We start from the raw sequence: 23,055 nt of genomic DNA on the forward strand, positions 1-23,055 counted from the left end.
CTATTTCTTTAGCTCGTTTAAGAAGCTTGTTCCGTATTCTGGCATTTTCACACCGAAGTTTTCTGCTACAGTTGCACCAATATCAGCAAATGTTTGACGAAGTGGTAACTCTTTTCCGCCTTCTTTCATGCTTGGGCTATATGCTAATAACGGTACATATTCACGTGTATGATCAGTACCATGATGCACTGGGTCATTACCGTGGTCTGCTGTAATTAATAATAGATCATCTTCTTTTAGTTTTTCGAATACTTCTGGAAGACGTGCATCATATTCTTGCAGAGCTTCTCCGTATCCTTGTGGATCACGACGGTGACCGAATAATGCATCAAAGTCAACTAAGTTTAAGAAGCTAAGACCTGTAAAGTCCATATTTAATGTATCTACAAGCTTATCCATTCCATCCATGTTAGACTTCGTACGAAGTGATTCAGTTACCCCTTCACCATCATAGATGTCAGAGATTTTACCGATAGCAATCACATCATAATCACTATCTTTTAATTCATTCATTACTGTACGGCCGAATGGTTTTAATGCATAGTCATGACGGTTCGGTGTACGTGTAAAGTTTCCAGGCTCCCCAACGAATGGACGAGCAATAACACGGCCTACCATGTACTTCTCATCTAACGTTAATTCACGTGCAATTTTACAAATTTTATATAACTCATCAAGCGGCACTACTTCTTCGTGTGCTGCGATTTGTAGTACGCTATCAGCAGAAGTGTAAACAATTAAAGAGCCTGTTTCCATTTGTTCTTGACCAAGTTCATCAAGAATTTCAGTTCCAGAAGCTGGTTTATTACCGATGATTTTACGGCCTGTTTTTTCTTCTAATTCATCAAGTAATTCTTTTGGGAATCCTTCTGGGAACACTTGGAATGGTGTATCAATGTAAAGACCCATGATTTCCCAGTGGCCTGTCATTGTATCTTTACCAGTAGATTTTTCTTGCATTTTTGTATAATATCCAAGTGGTTTTTCTACTTTAGAGATGCCTTTCATTTCACGAATGTTACCAAGACCTAATTTCACCATGTTAGGCATTTGTAACCCATTCATATGTTCAGCAATGTGACCAATTGTGTCAGATCCTAAATCACCAAATTGTTCAGCATCTGGTGCTTCACCGATTCCAACAGAGTCCATTACGACTAGGAATATACGTTTATATTTATTCATAACTGCGACCTCCTATAAGTTCAGTTCTACTTCTTGTAGTATGTTCAAAACGCTATAAAGTGAAACTGTTCTCCATAAGAATTATCTTTCGTTCTCATTATCAAACAGTACTTCTTTAAATCATTCTCTAACCTATTTCGTTTACCTTGAAACGACTCAAAAACATTTCTAGTTTTTTCTAAGTCAGATATCAGACATCTGATACTGATATCATAACATGTTTACGCTTTCTTTTTAATACATTTTCGTAGAATTTCTCATTTTCTTCACACTTCTATTGTAATCCATTATGCACAGAAGTGCTAATCATTTTATGATTTATTTCTTCATATAAAGTGAAATTTTAATCAGTAGCGGTTTTGTTCTTTCCCACTAATCATTTTCAGAATAAAAATAAAAAAAGCAGCTCTAAAGAGCTACCTTTTTATTTTACTTCTACTGTTTCTTCTTTATGTTCATGCAATTCGCCTTTTTTAACATGAACTTTCACTTTGTAAGAACCCTTTTCTTTGAAAGTATGTTTCGTTTCATACTCCCCTTTATTTCCTTCTTTTGCTGGAATGAATTCGTGTTTTTCCACACCATCTTTCCAAATTTCAAGTTGTACTTCAGCACCAGTTAAAGCTTCTTCTTTTTGTTTTAAATGAACTTTCATTGTTGATTCAGCATTTGCTTTTATGTCACCAGCCATAAGGTGAATCATTGTATCGCTTTTATGATCACCATGTCCTGCACCATGATCACTATTTTCTTTTTTCGCATCTTCTACTTTCGCATTTCCTACAGCCACTTTTACTTCTGGCATAACATGCATTTCACGCGCATTTGTGTGAGCGATAATATGGTATACGCCATCCGTCTCGAACGTTTTCTCTACAGCATAAACACCCTTTCCTTTATGCTTACCTTCTAGCATCTCGTGCTTTTCGTCGCCAGCTTTCCAAATTTCAAACTTTACATCATCAGCATCTGTTACCTTTTCTTTTCCTTGTGTAACAAGTGCTTGTACTTCTGTTTTTTCACCAGGTTTAATTTCTTTCGGATTTGTTTGAACTGCTACTTTTACAGCTTCTAGTTTCTGTTCTTTTTTCGGTTCTTCTTTGTTTGTATTACAGCCAGCCAATGCTAGCATCGCGATAAATAAAGTCATAATAAGTTTTTTCATCATCATTTCCTCCTTCATACTTTATTTAGTATAGAGGAAATACATTGTAATATTCTAGTCTTCTGCTGAAAACAATGTACGAAATGTTTGTGAAGTTTCTGTGAAGTGCTATAGCCTTTTGAATCTATGAAAAAAGAGCATAGTACCTATGCTCTCGGATGAAACTGTTTATATACATCTTTTAATCTAGTTTTTGAAACATGCGTATAAATTTGTGTCGTTGAAATATCTGCATGTCCAAGCATTTCTTGCACAGCACGTAAGTCTGCTCCATTTTCTAATAAATGCGTAGCAAAAGAATGACGCAATGTATGAGGTGTAAGCTCTTTTTCAATATTTGCTTCTTTCGCTAATCGTTTTAAAATTTTCCAAAATCCTTGTCTTGATAATCGATTGCCATGATGGTTTAAAAAGAGTGCATCTACTACTTTTTTCCCCATCAATTCTCTTCTTCCCTTTTCAATATACTTTTGAATCGCTTCCGTCGCTAAACTTCCTAGTGGAATAATTCTTTCTTTATTCCCTTTCCCTATGCATCGAACAAATCCCATCGTTAAATGTACATCTTCTAAATTTAATGCAATTAATTCTGAAACACGAAGTCCTGTTGCATACAATAACTCTAGCATCGCTTTATCACGAACCCCAAAAGCGCTCGTCATTTTTGGTGTCTGCAGTAACGCCTCTACTTCATCAACTGACAATACTTTCGGTAATTTCCGTTCTCCTTGCGGCGTTTCAATATGTACGGATGGATCGTGCTCTACCGCTCGTTCACGAAGTAAAAATTGGTGAAACGAACGAATCGATGCAATATGACGTGCTAATGTTTTCGAAGATTTTCCGTTTTCTTTTAAATGCTGCAGAAAGTTAACAATGTGCAAGCGTGTCACTTCGTGAAAGCTTTTCGCTTGTTCTACATTTTGTAAATACTTTACATAACTTTTTAAATCACGTTCATAAGATACTACTGTATTTTTCGCTAGTCCTTTTTCAACAACCATATAATGAATAAAATCTTTTAATTGATCTTCCAATCTACACTACTCCCCATTTTCATAGAAAAACATCATTCTATTTACGAAAGCATCCTTTGCCGGCTCTTCATTCCCTGATACTTTTTCTACAGTCTCTTCTTTTGGCTTTTCATAACGATGATAGCTTTCATATTCTTCATTTATCCATAGTATAGCGAAATAAAACAAAATCGTACAACTTGTAAATAATAAAAATACTTTTATCCCATCAAAAGTTAATTTTAAAGCTCGGCGCATTGTAAATTCCTCCAAAATATAAGTTATTACAACATATGCCAAGCTTTCACCAATTTATACCTTATTCAAATAAAAAACCTCTTCCTAGTTAAATAGGAAAAGGTTATTTTTCATCCGTTTCATTTTCTTGACAATTTTTACAAATCCCATGGAATGTTAAACGATGATCCTTCACCTTAAAGCTCCAGTCATGTTCTACTTTCCTTTCCACTTCACCAAGTAAATCTTCTTGTATTTCTTGTACAGCACCACATTGTGTACAAATCAAATGATGGTGGAAACGCTGCGCACCTTCTTGGCGTAAGTCATAGCGTGAAACACCGTCTCCGAAGTTAATCTTATCGACAACTTTTAACTCAGATAATAGTTCTAAAGTTCGATAGACGGTTGCTAATCCGATCTCTGGCGACTTTTCTTTTACAAGGAGGTAAACATCTTCTGCGCTTAAATGATCTTCTTCATTTTCTAGCAGCACACGAACTGTTGCTTCACGTTGCGGTGTTAATTTGTAGCTCGCTGCATGTAATTGCTTCTTAATTCGTTCAATTCTTTCTTCCATTCGGTACTACTCCCTCCTCGCCACTCTTACACCATTATATCAGAAGAAGGGCTTCTGTCAAAAGAAAAACAATAAAAACAAATTGATAATTATTCTCATAAAGTATTTATTGTTTATTAATAGCCTCAACGACTTCTTTCATTAAAACTGGTGATGCATAAGCCTCTACACTAGAAGCAAGAGCTAACACCGCTCCAATTACAAGAAAGAAGCATGTATAACGGATCAATAATGGTAATAGCGGCTCAGTTATTTTGCGGATAAATTGATGCCTAATCATGCGTAAGGAAAAACTTGCGGCAATTGTTGTCATAACGAGAAATACTGGGATGATAATGAGATTTTGTGGCAATACAGAAACGAATGCTAATAATAATCCATTCCATCCATGCTGACTTACTAAGAAACCTACTGTAAATCCGACAACTACTCCTTTTGCAAATAATAAAATAAAAATGAGTGGCAATCCAATAATTGAAATCCCTAAAATCCAAATAAATCCAATGTATTTTAATTGTGAAAAGTAACTTTCTCGAAACATTTCGCCTGCAATAGCAAATTCTCCTTTAGAAACTTGTCCAAAAAAACGTTGCAAATAAAATGATAAATCTTGTTTTTGATTTAATTGTAAACTATTTACAAGAATCGCTCCAAATATTACTCCCATCAATAACAAAACAGCGTTAAATATATATAATGAAGAGTTTTCCTGTATGTGAGACATTACACGGTCTTGCCAAGTTTTTCTCCACATTTTTCTTCCCTCCGTTCACACTCTTACTAAAAATGTATGAAAGAAAGAAAAAAGTATGACGAATTAACATTGAAATTCCGCTCTACTTTGCTAAACTAAAAAGTAGAGAATAGGAGGGATTTCTCTTGAAACCATTATTATTAGATTTTCCAACATTATTTCAAACTGAACGCTTACAGGTTCGTAAGCCATTTCCAGGTGATGGTGCAGAAGTGTATGAAGCAATACAAGCTTCTCTAGAAGACTTAGTACCGTGGATGCCAATTAACGCTGAAACAGAAGAAAGTGCTGAAGAAATCGTTCGTAACGCTCACGGACAGTTTTTACTTCGTGAAACACTTGATTTTCACTTATACGATAAAGTATCTGGTACATTCATCGGAGCTATAACGCTCAAGCCTGAAAACTGGGATATTCCAAAGTTTTCACTTCACTTCTGGCTACATAGCGCTTATACAAAACAAGGCTATATGACCGAAGCTGTGAAAGGTGCCATTCAATTTGCCTTTGATAAGCTAAGCGCTCGAAGAATTGAAATTCGTATTGATGCAACAAATACAAATGCATGTAACTTAGCAGAACGTTTAGAATTTATTCTAGAAGGTACAATGGAAAATGATTTCATAGCACCAGATGGTAGCTTACGTGATGCACGCGTATATGCAAAAATTAATTAAAAACACTCGCCTTTGGCGAGTGTTTATTTTTGTAGTTGTAAATATTGTACTGCAAACATCGTCTTCGCATCGTGAATACGAAGATTTTTCATAAGAGTAGTTGCTTCTTCTAATGATACTTCCATTAATTCCACAAACTCATCTTCATCTAACGCAGCTTTATTTTCTTTTTTCGTCAAACCTGTCGCTTTATATACATATAAAATTTCATCTGCAAATCCTGGAGATGTATAGAAAGAAGTAATAAGCTCCATATTTTCACATACATAACCTGTTTCCTCTTCTAATTCACGAACTGCTGTCACCTCAGGTTTTTCACCTGGTTCTAACTTGCCAGCCGGAATTTCTATAATCGCCTTTTCAAGCGCTTTACGATACTGCTCAACAAGCACAATTTTCCCCTCATCAGTAATAGCAATAATAGCAACTGCACCAGGGTGATTTACAATTTCACGTTTACTCATTGCTCCATTTGGTAATACTACATCATCAACACGAACTTTTATAACTCTACCATCAAAAATCGGCTCAGTTTTTACTGTTCTCTCTGCAAGATTACTCATACTACTTCATCTCCCTGTTCTATTTCCTATTCTTTCCTCATACATTTTACCACATTGAAAGGAGCGTGATAGAAATGAAAGTTTATATTTTACCAAATCGCGTCACTTTAGTCGGAAAAGCATGGCAAATTCGCCATAAGCTAAAACAATATGGCAAAGAGTATACAACTGTACAAGAGTGGATTACAGCAACTAAAAAGTAAACGTTTGTCAACCTCTTTTCCCTTGCGTACAATAAGAATAAGGAGAAGACCTGCGGTAGTATGTCAACTTAGAAATAACAAAGTTTAAAGTTGTCAAAGGTCAATTTGTTTAAAAAAGGCATCACAAAACTAAACCAGTAACGAATGTAATTTACTGGAAAATAATGAAAGGTAGCGATGACAAAATTTTATGTCATTCTTTCACACACCTTCCAGGCGTAAAAAGTTGGTGGCTACGTAGTAGCGCATCCACCAATCGCACAAATTTTCTTGCGGTTAGAACGAGTGCACGTTTGTGTTGATGTTTTGGTACTTCATTATATTTTTTCACGTAATACTCTTGATAATCTGATACATGCTTTCTTACTGAATTGGCGGCTTCAACTAAGTAATAACGCAAGTAATGATTACCTGTACGGGATAATGAAGTATCTTCGGCTGTAAAACGACCGGATTGGTGCTTTCGCCAGTATAATCCAGCGTATTTGGCTATTTTTGTTTCATCGTCAAATCTTTCGATTTGGCCAATTTCAGCAATGATACCGGCAGCGAAAACAGGGCCTACTCCAGGAATAGATTCAAGTGTTTGGGTCAAACCAGCCATGATTTTTTTAATAGACTTTTCTAATTCCTTGATTTGCTGTTGAAACGTACGAATGACTGCGATGGATGTACCTAAGATGACATCTATTGAATCTTCTACAACCTTATCCAAGCGATAAGAAACTTTCACAGCTTTGTGAATGGATGCTGCTACGCATTTTGGATCACCAAAACGGTTTCGACTTTTTTTCTGTAGGAACTCAGCGAGTTCTTCTAAAGGCATATTAGCGAGTTCCTCTAAGCTGAATTTTTCAAGAAATAGTTCTGTCATGGCGCTACCGAATACGGAAGTATCCACCTCTTGTGAAAATGTATTACATTTAAAACTTAGGTGTTGAAGAAAGTGTTGTTTTTCTTTCGTTAACATTTTGACAAGTTGGTATCGTGATCGAGTTAATTGCTGCAGTGCCACGTACTGGCTTTCTTTTACGATAGACATTTGATTACGGCCAAATCGTAAGTAATCAGCAATGACAAAGGCATCAATCTCATCGGTTTTATTCATGTCAGAATAACTTTTCTTAAAATTTGCGACTTGCTTTGGGTTTAGGAGAAATACTTTTGCTCCAAAACGCTGTAAATCTATATCATGGTGAAGAAACATAGAAGGATGAAAGCTGTAAACAGAGGTGGATTCTAGACCAATCTTAAGGATGTCGACCTCTTTACCTGCAACACACTGTAATAATTTTTCTTTGAGTGTAGTAGCTCCCGGTAGGTCATTACTGACCGAAAAAGAATCCAGTTTTTCTCCATCACCATTTAAAAAGCAAACTTTCATATCAAACGAACTTACATCTAAACCAACAAATAATCTCATGTAAGAGACCTCCCTTCTATATTAGAATCATTTCTTGGACGTCTCGAGATATCTCTAGTGTGTACGCCGACCAACAACCTCGTGTATGAGAGCTAGTCCTGAATCGAAAGCCGCCCTAGAGCTACTATCATCTAGGTTCGAGGGTCAGGCTGCTCAGCCTGCGAGTAGGGAGTCCCGCACGTTCACTGAGAAACACTCTTCAAATGTGGTAAATCCACAGGAGGTGAAAGAATTGTCCCAAATGATCCTAAAATCATTATCTAGAAATATCTTGGGACGTCCAAGTATTTTTATTTATAGGGCTCTTATTAAGAAGAAAATCTAAGCCTGTAATAGGGCTTAAATATTAATATACGAGGAGGTTGACTTATGAAAAAACGTCAATTAGGAAACTCAGATTTATTTGTGACAGAAATGGGACTTGGCTGTATGTCTCTCGGTACATCTGAAAAAGAAGCCTTGCGTATTATCGATGAAGCAATCGATGTAGGAATCAATTTTTTTGATACAGCGGATTTATATGATTATGGATTAAACGAAGAATTTGTTGGAAAAGCCTTAAAAGGAAAACGAGACCAAATTATTCTTACAACGAAGGTTGGGAATCGATGGACAGAAGAAAAAAACGGCTGGTCTTGGGATCCTTCTAAAAATTACATAAAGGCTGAAGTGAAAGAAAGTTTACGTAGACTTCAAACTGATTATATTGATTTATATCAACTTCACGGCGGGACGATTGAAGATCCTATAGATGAAGTAATTGAAGCCTTTGAAGAATTAAAAAAAGAAGGTATCATTCGCCATTACGGTATTTCTTCAATACGTCCAAATGTCATCCGTGAATATGCAAAACGTTCAAATATCGTTAGTGTACTAATGGAATATAGCCTTTTGAATCGTCGCCCTGAAGAATGGTTCCCACTTCTAAATGAACATCAAATTAGCGTCATTGCTCGCGGACCACTTGCAAAAGGAATATTAACTGATAACAATACAAGAAAGATAGAAAGAGTAAAAGAAAAGGATTACCTTTCTTATTCTTACGATGAATTATATGAGACACTCGCGAGTGTAAAAGAATTAATCGGGGAAAGCTCTTTAACAGGAACAGCTATTCAATATTGCTTACATAACGAAACTGTTGCAGCTGTTATACCTGGTGCAAGCTCTATTGGGCAATTACGAGAAAATGTACAAGCTAGTAAACAAACACAGTTAACAACAGCAGAATATACACAGCTTCAGCAAATTGTGAAATGTGATACGTACGCATTACACCGATAAAAAGACGCTACCATACTGGTAGCGTCTTTTTATAACGTATCATATTTATCAGGATTCGTTCCTACATGTAAATTACGATTTAACGTATTAATTTGAGTCATCTCTTCTTCTGTTAATGAAAAGTCAAAGATAGAAAAATTCTCCTGAATGCGAGATGGTGTAACAGACTTAGGAATCGTCACAATCCCGCTTTGAATATCCCACCTTAATATAACTTGCGCAGGTGTTTTTTCATATTTAGTAGCAATGGCCTGAATAATCGGGTGCTGAAATACTTCTCCGCCCCTCATTAATGGACTCCATGCTTCCATTTGAATTTGCTCACCTTGACAGAAATTACGCAATTCAAATTGTGTTAACATCGGATGAAGTTCCACTTGGTTTACCATCGGCTTTATTTTGCAATTTGGTAATAGCAGTTCTAAATGATGTTTATGGAAGTTAGAAACACCAATCGCGCGCACTTTACCTTCTTCATACAGTTTTTCTAATGCTCGGTACGTATCAACATACTTCCCTCTTATTGGCCAATGTATTAAATATAAATCTACATAGTCCATTTGTAATTTTTTTAAGCTTTTCTCAAACGCCTCAAGTGTTTCCTCGTATCCTTGATCATCGTTCCAAACTTTTGTTGTAATAAAGATGTCTTCTCTCGGAATTCCTGATTCACGAACCGCTTCTCCGACACCGCTTTCATTTTCATATACAGTTGCTGTATCAATCGAACGGTATCCAACTTCTAGCGCTGTTTTTACTGCTTGTTTTACTTCGTCGCCTTCTTTCGCTTTATAAACGCCTAAACCAATCATCGGCATTTTTACGCCATTATGAAGTGTAGTTGTTGGAATGTGCACAGTCGTCTCCCTTTCATCATTACATTTTTTTATAAGCCACCACTTTATTTGAACAAGATTCAACCAAAAAGTCAAAACATATGTACAGTTTACATAATAAACTTATATACTTTCTAAAATAATGCGAACTCATTAATTAACATTATTTTCCATCCATTTCTTCGCTTTTTCATCAACATTACGTACAAACTCAGTTTTCCCTTCCGAATATAACGCACCATCATATGTATACTTTTCAGCTAATTCTTTCTTTAAAGTTGCATATGCCTCAGCTTCTTCACAATGAGCCATCATATAATCACGAAATGCTAAATGCCTTACTATCTCAGGGTTTCCTTTTTCAAACACGTGTAAGTGATACGAGCGTTTTTCCTCCGTTCCATGAATAAAATAACGGCGTCTTGAAATACCATTCTCCCCTTTTACGATATAGCCAAGCTCTTCAAAACGTTCATTCCACCTATCTACTCTGTCGATACTCTCTACTTCCATAATCATATCTATAATTGGTTTCGCTGCCAGTCCTGGCACCGACGTACTTCCAATATGATGGACCTTCACCTTTTCTGGCATCGCCGCTTTTAATCTTTCAGCCTCCATTTGAAATTTTTCACCCCAATGATTTTCATGCGGAACAACTACAATTTTTCTCATTCTAACTCCCCTTTTCTTACAAGCTCGTCAAAAAAATGATCAGCGTTATTCACTGATCATTTTCGTTATTATTTAAAGTCTTTCCAAGTAAGGTTACTTTCACTTAACAGTTCTTCAAATGATTTATTCTTTTCACGTTCTTTTTGTTCTTGGCGCTTTCTTTCCTGTTCAGCTGCCACTTTTTCCTCTTCTCTCACTTGCAACTCTTTCTTCTTATTCTTTAATTGCTGCATGAGTGAATCATTTAATTGATCACCTAATGTAAGCGACTCTTTCTTTTGTTGATTCACTTGCGCTTGTCTTTGCATTTGTCTTTGTTTCTTTTTCTTCATACTACTCACCTTTTACTTTTTTCTCCATTATAGTAGATACACAATGAACTCGACAATAAAAAAGGTCCTTTACTCTATTATTCACTTTTTGTAAATATGTTAATTTTTCGAAAAAACTATTTTTTTGTATAGATATAATCCTATGAATCTATTAAAATTATGTCGTATGATGTCAGATTATAAAAAAGGAGAATTAGATTATGTGGAAAAAAATCATTCCTGCTGTTGCCGTTTTAAGCACCATTACTTTTTCAACCGTATTTGCTGCTCCCCCATCCCAGACTCCAGCTGAACAAAACCGCTACATAGACGTACAAATGCTTGGTATTAATGATTTCCATGGACAACTAGATACTGTTAAAAAAATTAATAACAAAGAAGCTGGTGGCGCTGATTACTTAGCTACTTATTTAAAAGAACGTAAAAAGCAAAACCCGAATACACTTCTCGTACACGCTGGCGATATTGTCGGAGCTAGTCCACCAGTTTCAGCATTGTTACAAGATGAACCAACGATTGAATTTTTAAATGACTTAAAATTTGATGTTGGTACAATCGGTAACCACGAATTTGATGAAGGTATTGATGAAATGAAACGTCTCATTTACGGTGGCTATCACGAAAAAACAGGGAATTTCAAAGGTGCAAATTTCCCTTATGTCGCTGCAAACTTCTATAATAAATCCACTGGCCGCTTATTTTTACCGCCATTTACTGTAAAAATGGTAAATGGTGTGCCTGTAGGATTCATTGGCGTAGTTACAACTGATACACCAAATGTCGTGATGCCTACTATGCTTAAAAATGTAGAAATCACTGACGAAGTAGAAGCAATTAATAAATCAACGCAGCAATTAAAGCGTCTTGGCGTTAAATCCATTGTCGTCCTTGCTCATGTCGGTGGAACAACAGATGAGTCTGGTGTGACAAATGGAGACCTTACTCGAATTGCAAATGAAACAGATCCGGAAATTGATGTTATTTTTGGTGGGCATAGTCACACGTATGTAAATGGTACTGTAAATAATAAACTAATCGTCCAAGCGAACTCTTACGGAATGGCTTTCTCAGATGTAGATGTAACAATTGATCGTAAAACAAAAGATATTGTAAAGAAAAAAGCTGAAGTTGTTACAACATACCATGAAGGTGTAGAACCTGATAAACAAGTAAAGAAAAAACTAGATCAATATAAAGAAAAAATTGCACCGCTTGTAAATGAAGTTGTCGGAAAATCTACAGCACCTATCGACCGTAAACAAAATGATGCTGGTGAGTCCACTCTTGGAAATTTAGTTGCCGATGCCCAGCGCCAAACGATGCAAACTCAAATCGCACTTATGAATCCAGGCGGCATTCGTAATGACTTAGATGCTGGCGATATTACATGGGGCGAATTATACGGCATTCAGCCTTTTGGAAACCAATTAATTAAAGTAGATTTAACAGGTCAAGATATTCGCGACATTTTAAATCAACAATGGCAAAAAGGAACGACGAGAATGCTTCAAATTTCAGGTATTCAATATACGTGGGATGCAAATAAACCAAACGGTGAAAAAGTTACAAATATACGTTTAACAAACGGTGAAGAATTATCTCCATCTAAAACGTATAGCGTAGTGGCAAATGCCTTTTTAGCTTCTGGCGGTGATGGATTTGTATCATTTAAAAATGGTAAAAATCCAGAGACTGGTCCAAACGACTTTGAAGCGCTAGTCGATTACGTAAAACAATTAAAAGAACCTATTCAGCCAATTATCGATGGTAGAATTCAAAAAACAAATTAAGTACACTCATAATAAACAATCTTAATTTTTCATCGTAAAAGATACACATAAACCTTTTATCCGTCATATATGTGAAACCTAAAAAGGATACTCGTTCTTACAATGAACATAGTATCCTTTTCTTTATTTATCAATATGTGATGTGTTGTTAAAATCATATTGTTGTAAAAATTGTTGTAACGCCTCTTCTACAAGTTTAGATTTTTGAATTCCTTTCGATTCTGATATAACGTCTAGTTTTGCTAATATTTCTTTATTAATAGAAAAGGTACGTTTCTTTTTTTCTGTACTTATATTCATCATGGGGGCAATTACTTCTTCTTTCTTTCTTAATAACTCATAAATACTTTGTAATTGTTCATAAATTAATAGTTGATAATCCGTTTTCGCATATTGAAGGGCTGTCGCTTCTTGGAGTTGTAAGTGACGCGGTTCTTCTCCATCTCCTACAAAAATACGCTTTTTCTGTTCTCCATCATATTCGTATCCAATCAATCTTAATTTCTTCGATAATGTATACGGGCTTATTTCAAGACGTTTTGCTATAATAGCGATGGATTCACGCCTATTTAAACAATCGATAATTTCTCCAATCGTCACAATTTCCCTCCTCCCATATTGAAATGACACTAGTATGGTATGTTACAATGATTTTCTAACAGTATATGCAAAACGAATAGCCTGTGCGATTCATACGATTTTAGAAAAGGAGGTTTTCAATATGCTTTTTCGTAGCAATACCCCGCAGTTCTATAATGAAAATAAAAAACTCATTCCCAATAGTATCGCTACGATGGAAAGCGTTATGATTAACAACCGAAAACAAACTCTCCTTATGCGCGGGCAAAACGTAGAGCAGCCTATTTTATTATGCTGTCACGGTGGACCAGGCATGGCACAAATCGGATTTATTCGTCATTTTCAAAAAGAATTGGAGAAACACTTCATCGTAATTAATTGGGATCAGCGCGGGGCAGGTAAATCCTTTTCAATGAAAGATTTCGGAGCAAATTTTACAATCGAACAATTCATTTCCGATGCAAAAGAAGTGATTCAATATGTACTTAAAAAGTTCAATAAACAGAAACTATTTCTCGCTGGTCATTCTTGGGGAAGTATTATCGGGCTTAACATAGCACACTATTATCCACAATATATCGAGGCTTATATCGGTATTGGGCAAATTGTACATATGAAACAAAACGAGGAATTACTATATCAGCATTTAATTCGTTCTGCAAAAAAATATAATCATAAAAAAGCATTAGCGTCCCTTTTAAAATTAGGAAAACCGCCATTTTTAGATACGAGACGCCTTATTATTCAAAGAAAATGGCTTGGCACATTCGGAGGTGCAATCCAAAACGGATCTTCCTTTTCTTTCATACGAAAAGGCTTCTTTTCTCCCGAATATACACTATTAGATTGGTTCAAGTTTCTCGCAGGAAATTTAAAATCTGGCGTTTTATGGGAAGAAATGTTGACAATCGATTTCTTTTCTTCTATTACGAGTTTATCTATTCCAGTTTATTTTTGTTCTGGTCGCTATGATTATCAAACTCCTTATGCACTCGTTCAGGAATATTGTGATGTAATAGAAGCACCGATAAAAAAGATGATTTGGTTCCCAAATTCAGCACATTCTCCCGATTTAGAAGAGCCAGAATTATTCGCTCGTTCTTTACAATCCATTAAACAAGAGCTAGCTTTTCACCATTAGTAACAAAAGGCTCTTTTACATTTCATAAGAAACAATTTATAATAATATGTCGCAACTATGTATAAATCTAGCAAGGTGATTCATATTTCCTTGCCTTAACACAATAAAATTTTGGGGAGATTACATTTATTATGAATGCTGTACTCATTGCAGTAGCAGTTATGCTATTGCTTAGTTTGTTACGTGTCCAGGTCATTGTCGCCATCATTGTTGGAGCTTTAACAGGCGGACTTATCGGTGGACTCGGTATTTCAGAAACGATTAACACTTTTACAACTGGTCTTGGAAACAGTGCTCCAATCGCTTTAAGTTATGCAATGCTTGGTGGTTTCGCTATTTCTCTTTCCAAAACCGGACTTCCAGATGCTATGATTCAAACTGCATTAAAGTGGATTGGCAATGAACAAGACACGAAAAAACAAGTTTACTCTAAAATACTTATTCTATTTATCATTTTAACGATGGCTTGTTTCTCACAAAATGTGATTCCTGTTCACATCGCTTTCATCCCCATCTTAATTCCAGCACTTTTAAAAGTATTAAATGAGCTGAAAGTGGATCGCAGACTTGTTACATGTATTATTACATTCGGATTGATTACTCCTTATATGTGGATTCCAGCAGGATTCGGAAAAATTTATCATGATGTATTACAAACAAATGCTGCGCAAAGCGGTCTTACATTTGATGTCGCACTTATTCCAAAAGCAATGACCATTCCAGCAATCGGTATGATTATCGGATTATGTGTGGCAGTATTTATTACGTACCGAAAACCTCGTACGTATGAAACAGAACAAATTCATACTACTGAAAATGAAATCGTTCCCTATACAAAACGAAGCATTACTTTCGGGCTAGTATCTATCTTAGCTACATTAACTGTTCAATTAGCAACAGAATCAATGATTTTCGGCGCTCTAGCGGGGATTATCGTTTTATCAGTTAGTGGTAGTCTACCTCTTAAAGAAGCTGATGCAATTTTAACAAGCGGAATGCGTATGATGTCCTTTATCGGATTTGTTATGATTTCTGCCGCTGGGTTCGGAGCTGTTCTTCGAAAAACAGGACATGTTGAATCTCTTGTACAAACGAGTGCACATATAATTGGGAATAACAAACCACTCGCTGCATTTCTTATGCTTGTAATTGGACTGCTCGTTACGATGGGGATTGGATCATCTTTTTCAACCATCCCTATTTTAACAACAATTTTTGTACCTCTTTGTATTCAGCTTGGATTTAGTCCAATGGCCACCATTGCAATTATCGGTACAGCCGGAGCGCTAGGAGACGCAGGATCTCCAGCATCAGATAGTACACTTGGACCAACATCCGGTTTAAATGCTGATGGTCAACACCATCATATATGGGATACGTGTGTACCAACTTTTTTACATTACAATATACCGTTACTTATATTCGGCTTTATTGCCGCAATTACATTATAAAAGGTGCGTTTTATACGCACCTTTTACTTTTTTATTTTTCCCTTTAATTGTTGCAATGCTATTTTCCCATTTTCTTCGATACAACTTTCCATTTGCATAAATGACGGACCTGCCCACTCACTGTCTATACTCCCGTTCAGTCCAATAATTTTCAATTTATCCGGTATACGGATATTTAATTTTTTTGCTGCTCGAATTAACTCAAAGGTAATCTTATCACTTGAAGTTACAATTCCATCTATATACGGATAAGTTTGCAATAATGTAACAAACTGTTTATTCGTATACCCTTGTACACATTCTTCTCGATAAGAGATTCCTTCCTCCCAAACAGCGTCTAAAAATCCTGATATGTACTCTTCCATTTCTTCACTATCTTCGCCCTCACCGAAATAAGCAAGAAAGTGACAACCTTTTTCTTTTAATAAAGAGACCGCTCTTTGGCCACTTTCATAATAATTTGCATAAGATTTTTTTCATCAATCACAACAAACGGAAGTGGGATTTCTCCTATACTTTTAAAAACGGACCTTGTTAAAATAACACCTGCAACGTTATTTTCCTTCAACATATGTATGTATCTATCTTTATTCTCTATATTACAAACAATAATTTGATATCCTTCTTTATACGCTATTTCCTCAATACAATGTAGCAAAGTGATGTTTGATGGGTCATATAGATTATCTACAAGTAATGCAATTATCGTTGAATTCTCTTTAAATAGTGGCTTTGCTGCACTATTTGGCCTATAACGTAATTCCTCAATTGCTTCCTTTACTTGTTTTACTGTGTCCTCATGAACGTATCCTTTTTCATTTATAACTCGTGAAACGGTTGCGACTGAAACACCTGCCAATTTTGCAACATCACGTATAGTTGCCACATCGTCACCCCTTAATATGGTAATAGATTACAATTTTACGGTAACCTAAATTACAATATTCGTCAAGGTTAATAATTTATATTTCTGAAAATTGTTACATCATTACACTAAACTATATTCTAATTGAATTTCATGTAAAATCGGGATATTATCATACCCGATGCGCGGAATTTCTTTCTTTATTTTTCGTGCCTCTTCCACCGCATTTACATATAAATTCGTCATCAAAAAATTACGTTTTTGGTAAAAACGTAACGCATTCATATTATCATTTGTTGTTATAAGCCAAACCTTCCTGCACCGTTCTTCTTCTGCAACTCGTAATACACAATCCACAAGTTTTGTCCCTATTCCTTTTCTTTCTTCAAAGCTATCTAACGATACAATTTCGCACATATTTCCGATCAATTCATACGTTACAATTCCGATTATTCTGTCTTCTGAGAGCGCAACAAATCCTGGCAACTCTTCTAATTGATGTCCCTTACCACGTGAAACCATCAATGAACTCCCCCAGTTCTCACACATGAACATTCGGATTGTTTCTTTCATCGCTGGCGTAATTTTTTGTATATGCACCATTTCCTATTTCTCCCCTTTTCTATCCTTGTGATACAATATAAGTGTATCACATGTAACGGTATTTGGAGGATGAGGTAAAGTATGAAACGTTTTTTTGCAGCATTGTTTACTATACTAGGTGCGATAACTGCCCTTGGGATTTTCTTTACAAATAAGGTGATGTACTTAAAGAAAAAAACAGAGGAAGAAATACTCGAAAGAGAAACGAAAAAACATTTTCGTATAGAAGATTTTGAAGCTCTTCATAAAGAAGAAATTCATATTCCTTCGCAATTCGGATATGATCTTCACGGATATTACATTCCTGCTGGTCATTCCAATAAGTTTATGATTTTCTGTCACGGCGTAACTGTAAATAAAATGAACTCTGTAAAATATGCAAGGTTATTTTTAAACAGAGGATATAATGTCGTTATTTATGATCATCGTCGTCATGGTAAAACTGGCGGAAAAACAACAAGCTATGGATACTATGAAAAGCATGATTTAAAATCTGTAGTTGACTGGCTAAAAAGTCGTTTTGGAACAAATATAACACTCGGTATTCATGGTGAATCGATGGGAGCTGCAACACTTCTTCAGTACGCAGGACTTGTAGAAGATGGTGCTGATTTCTATATTGCAGATTGTCCTTTTTCTGATTTCTACGGACAATTACAACATCGTTTAAAGGTTGAATTCCATTTACCGAAATGGCCTTTATTACCTTTAGCAAATGCTTTCTTAAAAGTGCGTGACGGTTATACGATTCGTGAAGTTTCACCAATCGATTGTATAAAAAACATTAACAATCCCGTCCTCTTTATTCATAGTAAAGATGATGATTATATTTTAGCTGATATGACGAAAGCGCTCTATGAAGCGAAGGAAAACAATAAACAACTTTATATTGCAGAACACGGCGCACACGCTTGCTCTTATAACGAAAATAAAGAAGAGTATGAAGCAGCCGTTGATCAATTTTTAAACTCATATGTAAAAGAAACAAAAAACAGGCTTGCATAAGCCTGTTTTTTTATTGCGCTAAAACGTCTGTAACTTGTTCCATATTTTCAGAAATCCACTTTATTGCATCATCTAGCGTTGGAAATTCTGTCGTTTGAAATGTTACCTCATCTTGCAGTAACCAAACATCCTTTGACTCTTGTCCTACACCAGCAATGGACCAGTGTAACAAACTATATGGATGATTATCATTCAAAAATGAAGCCCACGTGCGCTCATTTGCAATATTTCGTAATGTACGTAATTGTTTATCCATCTTTCGTCACCTTACTCTAGTCAGTTATAAAAAACATTATAACACTCTCTTCTCTTCCAAAGAAAGTGCTCTTTTCATATTGTCAAGTACTTCTCTTGATTATATGATGAAATTAAGCGTTTGGGAAGGAGGGATAGCGTTGGCTAAAGTACAAATTAAAGTAAATGATAATGGCTCTTTTCGCGTTACAGGGGACGTGGAATTAGTTGATTCACAAGGGAATGTATTCCCAGCAAAACCGGCATTTTCTTTATGCCGTTGTGGTTTATCAAAAAATATGCCTTATTGCGATGCTTCGCATAAAGGTAAATTCGAATCTGTTGTTAGAGCACCAGAGGCAGAATAATTTTACATGTGACATGCACATTTTTTTGTGCATGTTTTTTCTTTTTAGCAACTCCGTTATATCCCTTCTCCTTACAACATTTCTAATACTTTTGTCTCCATCTCAGCCTACATATATTTTCACACAATTCTTCACATTCGAATACTTTTTACTAGCCTTTTATTTTTTTTGTGCTATAATTTGAGCAAACAGCATCCTTCGGGGTCGGGTGAAATTCCCAACCGGCGGTGATGAAGTGCAAACTTCTAAGTCCGTGACCCGTTTTCAACTCGAAAACGGTGGATCTAGTGAAACTCTAGGGCCGACAGTATAGTCTGGATGGGAGAAGGATATGTTTTCTAGTAATTTTATATAGCGAATACACTTTTATTTCAGTATGCATATTTTTATAGATTCAATTCAAATCTATATATATGTTTTATTTTGTATACTTATCTTTCTATGCTGAAATAAAAAGATACGACTAGCGTTTGAAAAATTTGATATTTTTGCTAGGTTTCTTCCTTATGCCAAAATATCAATCATCGTTAGGTTTCTTTCCTATACTTTCGTATTCGAACTATATTTCTAGAAATCACGTCTCCCAAACCCCAAGGATATTAAAATCCTTGGGGTTTTTTGATTTTTTTTAGGAGAGGTGAAGAAAATGACAGATCAAGAATATATGAGGATTGCTCTGCAATTAGCAGAAGGAACATCTGGGCAAACAAGTCCAAATCCTATGGTTGGTGCTGTTGTTGTAAAAGACGGAAACATCGTCGGTATGGGAGCTCATTTACGTGCTGGTGAAGAACACGCAGAAGTTCATGCTCTTCATATGGCTGGTGACAAAGCAAAAGGAGCCACCGTGTATGTAACACTTGAACCGTGTAGCCATTTTGGAAAAACACCACCTTGCTGTGATTTACTGTTAAAAAAAGGAGTTAAACGGGTGGTAATTGCTACTCTTGATTGCAATCCTCTCGTTTCTGGTAATGGAAAACGGAGATTAGAAGAAGCTGGCATCGAAGTAACTACCGGTGTTCTTGAAGCAGAAGCGGTTTTATTAAATCGTTACTTTTTTCACTACATGAAAACGAAACGCCCATTTGTAACAATAAAAACAGCGATGAGCTTAGATGGAAAAACAGCAACTGTAACTGGTGAAAGTAAATGGATTACAGGTGAAGAAGCACGGGCTGATGTTCATCAATATCGTCATACACACGATGCAATTCTTGTTGGAGTGAATACAGTTATAGCTGATAATCCGCATTTAACAACAAGAATTCCTAACGGGGGGCAAAATCCTATACGCGTTATTTTAGATACCCATTTACGAACGCCACCATCTTCTCATGTCATAACAGATGGTTTAGCACCGACATGGATTATAGTTGGTAAGGATGTAAATCCAGAGAAAATAGCTTCTTATGAATCTGAAAATATAGCTATATTCCAAATAAAAACGAAGCAAATTGAAATACAGGATGTTTTACACCTACTCGGCGAAAAACAAATTCTTTCTCTTTTCGTCGAAGGTGGGCAAACAGTTCATGCAAGCTTCTTACAAACAAAGCATTTCAATGAAATTGTAACTTATATAAGTCCCAAATTAATTGGTGGAAGTAATGCCCCTACTTTATTTGGTGGAAATGGTTTTTCAACATTACAAGATGCACTTTCCTTGGAAATTCAAGAGATGAAACAAATTGGCGATGATATAAAAATTGTTGCAAATGCTCGAAGTGAGGTGACGGAATGTTTACAGGAATTGTAGAAGAATTAGGAACGATTGCAAACATGCAACAAAGCGGCGAAGCGATGAAGTTAACGATTCATGCCAATAAAATTTTATCAGATGTTCACTTAGGTGATAGCATCGCGGTTAACGGTATTTGCTTAACTGTAACAAGCTTTACACCTACTTCATTTACAGTTGATGCAATGCCCGAAACGATGCAATCAACATCACTTCGCCTGCTCAAATCACACTCTAAAGTAAATTTAGAGCGAGCAATGGCTGCAAACGGACGATTCGGTGGACATTTCGTTTCAGGACATATCGATGGCATCGGAACGATATTAAACAAAAAACAACACTATAATGCCGTCTATTACAAAATAGCTATTTCTGATGAATTGCTACGCTATTGTTTGCATAAAGGGTCCGTTGCTGTTGATGGAACGAGTTTAACAATATTTGATATAGACGAATCTTCCATTACAATTTCACTCATCCCGCACACAGTAAGTGAATCTGTTATCGGAGAAAAGAATGCCGGTGACATCGTAAACATTGAGTGTGACATGATTGGTAAATATATCGAACGCTTTATTTCTAAACCAGTAAAACGAACAGGTTCAATGACCGAAAGCTTTTTACAAGAAAACGGATTTCTATAAGGGGGAAGCATTATGTTTCATCGTATTGAAGAAGCTCTAGAAGATTTAAAACAAGGAAAAGTCGTGATCGTATGTGATGATGAAAACCGTGAAAATGAAGGCGATTTTATCGCTTTAGCAGAGTATATTACGCCAGAAACAATTAACTTTATGATTACACATGGACGCGGTCTCGTTTGTGTACCAATTACAGAAGGGTACGCAGAACGTCTACAATTAGAACCAATGGTAGCTCATAATACAGATTCGCATCATACTGCATTTACAGTGAGCATTGATCATGTTTCTACAACAACTGGGATTAGTGCCCACGAACGTGCAACTACGATACGAGAAATGTTAAATCCTGCATCAAAAGGTGCTGATTTCAATCGTCCCGGACATATCTTTCCATTAATTGCGAAAGAAGGTGGTGTCTTGCGCCGGGCTGGTCATACAGAAGCTGCTGTCGATTTAGCACAGCTCTGCGGAGCAGAACCAGCTGGCGTCATTTGTGAAATTATTAATGAGGACGGTACGATGGCACGGGTACCTGATTTACTACAGTGCGCAAAACAATTTGATATAAAAATGATTACAATAGAAGATTTAATTGCTTATCGCCGCCACCATGAAACATTAGTGAAGCGAGAAGTGGAAATTACATTACCTACAGATTTCGGTACTTTCCATGCAATTGGCTATTCTAATTCCTTAGATTCGAAAGAGCATATTGCACTCGTAAAAGGTGATATTTCAACAGGAGATCCTGTACTTGTACGCGTTCATTCAGAGTGCTTAACAGGAGATGTATTTGGCTCGTGCCGATGTGATTGCGGACCACAACTCCATGCTGCACTTGCTCAAATTGAGCGTGAAGGAAAGGGCGTTCTTCTTTATATGAGACAAGAAGGACGAGGCATTGGGCTTCTGAATAAGCTTCGCGCTTATAAGTTACAAGAAGAAGGATTCGATACTGTAGAAGCAAATGAAAAGCTTGGCTTCCCTGCTGATTTGCGGGATTACGGTATTGGCGCTCAAATATTAAAAGATTTAGGTTTACAACATTTACGATTATTAACGAATAACCCAAGAAAAATTGCTGGCTTACAAGGTTACGATTTAGAAGTAATCGAGCGTGTACCGTTACAAATGCCAGCAAAAGAAGAGAATAAAACGTATTTACAAACGAAAGTAAACAAATTAGGACATTTACTAAACTTATAATTAAAGGAGAGATTTATTATGGTATTCGAAGGTCATTTAGTTGGTACAGGATTAAAAGTTGGGGTTGTTGTTGGACGTTTTAATGAATTCATTACAAGTAAATTACTTGGCGGCGCTTTAGACGGATTAAAGCGTCACGGTGTAGAAGAAGCTGATATCGATGTTGCTTGGGTTCCTGGTGCATTTGAAATTCCTTTAATCGCTAAAAAGATGGCGAATAGCGGGAAATATGATGCTGTTATTACGTTAGGCACTGTCATTCGTGGTGCTACAACACATTACGATTACGTTTGTAATGAAGTAGCAAAAGGTGTTGCATCTTTATCACTACAAACAGACATCCCCGTTATTTTCGGTGTATTGACGACTGAAACGATCGAGCAAGCGATTGAACGCGCGGGCACGAAAGCTGGTAATAAAGGCTATGAATCCGCCGTCGCTGCAATTGAAATGGCTCACTTATCAAAACAATGGGCATAAAAAAAGAGGCTGCGGCCT

At 36.3% G+C, this 23,055-nt stretch carries 26 protein-coding genes, 1 pseudogene and 1 riboswitch; of the genes and pseudogenes, 12 read left to right on the forward strand and 15 right to left on the reverse strand.

Annotated features, from left to right (window positions below; genetic code table 11):
* The 6 genes from deoB to spoIIM all read right to left on the reverse strand — a co-directional run bounded on the left by deoB (position 1) and on the right by spoIIM (position 4,907).
* Positions 1–1,185: a phosphopentomutase gene (gene deoB / locus PSR14_RS21405; RefSeq protein WP_001046082.1), complete on the reverse strand. Its 1,185-nt coding sequence runs from the start codon at positions 1,183–1,185 to the stop codon at positions 1–3.
* Between the two features lie 424 nt (positions 1,186–1,609).
* A complete protein-coding gene (locus PSR14_RS21410; protein ID WP_001993299.1) occupies positions 1,610–2,353 on the reverse strand; it encodes a FixH family protein in 744 nt (247 codons plus the stop codon).
* A 143-nt stretch (positions 2,354–2,496) separates the two neighbouring features.
* The gene (gene xerD, locus PSR14_RS21415; RefSeq protein ID WP_000390084.1) at positions 2,497–3,387 is read right to left on the reverse strand and encodes a site-specific tyrosine recombinase XerD; all 891 of its coding nucleotides are present in this window, start codon (positions 3,385–3,387) and stop codon (positions 2,497–2,499) included.
* A gap of 6 nt (positions 3,388–3,393) precedes the next feature.
* Complete coding sequence (locus PSR14_RS21420) at positions 3,394–3,624, reverse strand: YqzK family protein (protein WP_001250432.1); 231 nt, start codon at positions 3,622–3,624, stop codon at positions 3,394–3,396.
* 103 nt (positions 3,625–3,727) lie between these two features.
* A complete protein-coding gene (locus PSR14_RS21425; protein WP_000392655.1) occupies positions 3,728–4,183 on the reverse strand; it encodes a Fur family transcriptional regulator in 456 nt (151 codons plus the stop codon).
* A 106-nt stretch (positions 4,184–4,289) separates the two neighbouring features.
* Positions 4,290–4,907 (reverse strand): stage II sporulation protein M, encoded by a 618-nt coding sequence (gene spoIIM, locus PSR14_RS21430; RefSeq protein ID WP_223290733.1) that lies wholly within the window; start codon positions 4,905–4,907, stop codon positions 4,290–4,292.
* Positions 4,908–5,062: 155 nt separating this feature from the next.
* On the opposite strand from spoIIM, the gene PSR14_RS21435 reads away from it, so the two are divergent.
* Entirely contained in the window at positions 5,063–5,614 is a 552-nt protein-coding gene (locus PSR14_RS21435) for a GNAT family N-acetyltransferase (RefSeq protein WP_000803491.1), read from the forward strand.
* Positions 5,615–5,637: 23 nt separating this feature from the next.
* Here PSR14_RS21435 and PSR14_RS21440 read toward each other — a convergent pair whose 3' ends face one another.
* Positions 5,638–6,177, reverse strand: a complete 540-nt coding sequence (locus PSR14_RS21440; RefSeq protein WP_098487373.1) for an NUDIX hydrolase — start codon at positions 6,175–6,177, stop codon at positions 5,638–5,640.
* Positions 6,178–6,251: 74 nt separating this feature from the next.
* On the opposite strand from PSR14_RS21440, the gene mciZ reads away from it, so the two are divergent.
* The gene (mciZ, locus tag PSR14_RS21445) at positions 6,252–6,380 is read left to right on the forward strand and encodes a Z-ring formation inhibitor MciZ (RefSeq protein WP_000870299.1); all 129 of its coding nucleotides are present in this window, start codon (positions 6,252–6,254) and stop codon (positions 6,378–6,380) included.
* A gap of 193 nt (positions 6,381–6,573) precedes the next feature.
* Here mciZ and PSR14_RS21450 read toward each other — a convergent pair whose 3' ends face one another.
* Positions 6,574–7,803: an IS110 family transposase gene (locus PSR14_RS21450; protein ID WP_098487274.1), complete on the reverse strand. Its 1,230-nt coding sequence runs from the start codon at positions 7,801–7,803 to the stop codon at positions 6,574–6,576.
* Positions 7,804–8,172: 369 nt separating this feature from the next.
* On the opposite strand from PSR14_RS21450, the gene lolS reads away from it, so the two are divergent.
* Positions 8,173–9,087: an aldo/keto reductase gene (gene lolS, locus PSR14_RS21455; RefSeq protein WP_000747193.1), complete on the forward strand. Its 915-nt coding sequence runs from the start codon at positions 8,173–8,175 to the stop codon at positions 9,085–9,087.
* 29 nt (positions 9,088–9,116) lie between these two features.
* On the opposite strand, the gene PSR14_RS21460 is transcribed toward lolS, so the two are convergent.
* The 3 genes from PSR14_RS21460 to PSR14_RS21470 all read right to left on the reverse strand — a co-directional run bounded on the left by PSR14_RS21460 (position 9,117) and on the right by PSR14_RS21470 (position 10,930).
* Positions 9,117–9,944 carry an aldo/keto reductase gene (locus PSR14_RS21460; protein WP_000547999.1) on the reverse strand — a complete coding sequence of 276 codons (828 nt, stop codon included), beginning with the start codon at positions 9,942–9,944 and terminating at the stop codon, positions 9,117–9,119.
* A gap of 132 nt (positions 9,945–10,076) precedes the next feature.
* Complete coding sequence (locus PSR14_RS21465) at positions 10,077–10,598, reverse strand: GrpB family protein (RefSeq protein WP_001227170.1); 522 nt, start codon at positions 10,596–10,598, stop codon at positions 10,077–10,079.
* 68 nt (positions 10,599–10,666) lie between these two features.
* Complete coding sequence (locus tag PSR14_RS21470) at positions 10,667–10,930, reverse strand: YqkE family protein (RefSeq protein ID WP_000727549.1); 264 nt, start codon at positions 10,928–10,930, stop codon at positions 10,667–10,669.
* A gap of 200 nt (positions 10,931–11,130) precedes the next feature.
* Here PSR14_RS21470 and PSR14_RS21475 point away from each other — a divergent pair, with 200 nt between their 5' ends.
* Positions 11,131–12,720 carry a bifunctional UDP-sugar hydrolase/5'-nucleotidase gene (locus tag PSR14_RS21475; protein WP_098487586.1) on the forward strand — a complete coding sequence of 530 codons (1,590 nt, stop codon included), beginning with the start codon at positions 11,131–11,133 and terminating at the stop codon, positions 12,718–12,720.
* 123 nt (positions 12,721–12,843) lie between these two features.
* On the opposite strand, the gene PSR14_RS21480 is transcribed toward PSR14_RS21475, so the two are convergent.
* Entirely contained in the window at positions 12,844–13,320 is a 477-nt protein-coding gene (locus PSR14_RS21480; protein ID WP_000151910.1) for a ribbon-helix-helix domain-containing protein, read from the reverse strand.
* 121 nt (positions 13,321–13,441) lie between these two features.
* Between PSR14_RS21480 and PSR14_RS21485 the strand changes: the two genes are divergently transcribed.
* Both PSR14_RS21485 and PSR14_RS21490 read left to right on the forward strand, forming a co-directional pair.
* On the forward strand, positions 13,442–14,440 hold the full coding sequence (locus PSR14_RS21485) for an alpha/beta fold hydrolase (RefSeq protein WP_000898953.1): 999 nt from the start codon (positions 13,442–13,444) through the stop codon (positions 14,438–14,440).
* Positions 14,441–14,571: 131 nt separating this feature from the next.
* Entirely contained in the window at positions 14,572–15,891 is a 1,320-nt protein-coding gene (locus PSR14_RS21490) for a Na+/H+ antiporter family protein (RefSeq protein ID WP_000994774.1), read from the forward strand.
* A 23-nt stretch (positions 15,892–15,914) separates the two neighbouring features.
* On the opposite strand, the pseudogene PSR14_RS21495 reads toward PSR14_RS21490, so the two are convergent.
* Both PSR14_RS21495 and PSR14_RS21500 read right to left on the reverse strand, forming a co-directional pair.
* Positions 15,915–16,777, reverse strand: a pseudogene (locus PSR14_RS21495) (LacI family DNA-binding transcriptional regulator).
* A 102-nt stretch (positions 16,778–16,879) separates the two neighbouring features.
* Entirely contained in the window at positions 16,880–17,359 is a 480-nt protein-coding gene (locus PSR14_RS21500) for a GNAT family N-acetyltransferase (protein WP_000233414.1), read from the reverse strand.
* 81 nt (positions 17,360–17,440) lie between these two features.
* Here PSR14_RS21500 and PSR14_RS21505 point away from each other — a divergent pair, with 81 nt between their 5' ends.
* Complete coding sequence (locus tag PSR14_RS21505; protein ID WP_000819219.1) at positions 17,441–18,364, forward strand: alpha/beta hydrolase; 924 nt, start codon at positions 17,441–17,443, stop codon at positions 18,362–18,364.
* Positions 18,365–18,374: 10 nt separating this feature from the next.
* On the opposite strand, the gene PSR14_RS21510 is transcribed toward PSR14_RS21505, so the two are convergent.
* Positions 18,375–18,620, reverse strand: a complete 246-nt coding sequence (locus PSR14_RS21510; RefSeq protein ID WP_000360809.1) for a YqkC family protein — start codon at positions 18,618–18,620, stop codon at positions 18,375–18,377.
* A 139-nt stretch (positions 18,621–18,759) separates the two neighbouring features.
* Between PSR14_RS21510 and PSR14_RS21515 the strand changes: the two genes are divergently transcribed.
* The 5 genes from PSR14_RS21515 to ribH all read left to right on the forward strand — a co-directional run bounded on the left by PSR14_RS21515 (position 18,760) and on the right by ribH (position 23,037).
* Positions 18,760–18,966 carry a CDGSH iron-sulfur domain-containing protein gene (locus PSR14_RS21515; protein ID WP_001151582.1) on the forward strand — a complete coding sequence of 69 codons (207 nt, stop codon included), beginning with the start codon at positions 18,760–18,762 and terminating at the stop codon, positions 18,964–18,966.
* A 190-nt stretch (positions 18,967–19,156) separates the two neighbouring features.
* A riboswitch (FMN riboswitch) is annotated at positions 19,157–19,300 on the forward strand.
* Between the two features lie 312 nt (positions 19,301–19,612).
* Positions 19,613–20,725 carry a bifunctional diaminohydroxyphosphoribosylaminopyrimidine deaminase/5-amino-6-(5-phosphoribosylamino)uracil reductase RibD gene (gene ribD, locus PSR14_RS21520; protein WP_048557604.1) on the forward strand — a complete coding sequence of 371 codons (1,113 nt, stop codon included), beginning with the start codon at positions 19,613–19,615 and terminating at the stop codon, positions 20,723–20,725.
* The gene (gene ribE / locus PSR14_RS21525) at positions 20,707–21,351 is read left to right on the forward strand and encodes a riboflavin synthase subunit alpha (protein ID WP_000493913.1); all 645 of its coding nucleotides are present in this window, start codon (positions 20,707–20,709) and stop codon (positions 21,349–21,351) included. Before ribD ends, ribE begins: the two co-directional genes overlap by 19 nt.
* Positions 21,352–21,363: 12 nt before the next feature.
* The gene (ribBA, locus tag PSR14_RS21530) at positions 21,364–22,557 is read left to right on the forward strand and encodes a bifunctional 3,4-dihydroxy-2-butanone 4-phosphate synthase/GTP cyclohydrolase II (protein ID WP_000468996.1); all 1,194 of its coding nucleotides are present in this window, start codon (positions 21,364–21,366) and stop codon (positions 22,555–22,557) included.
* Between the two features lie 18 nt (positions 22,558–22,575).
* On the forward strand, positions 22,576–23,037 hold the full coding sequence (gene ribH, locus PSR14_RS21535) for a 6,7-dimethyl-8-ribityllumazine synthase (RefSeq protein WP_000230889.1): 462 nt from the start codon (positions 22,576–22,578) through the stop codon (positions 23,035–23,037).
* Positions 23,038–23,055 lie beyond the last annotated feature (18 nt).

The sequence above is a fragment of the Bacillus sp. A01H genome (assembly GCF_045277205.1).
Lineage (GTDB): Bacteria > Bacillota > Bacilli > Bacillales > Bacillaceae_G > Bacillus_A > Bacillus_A paranthracis.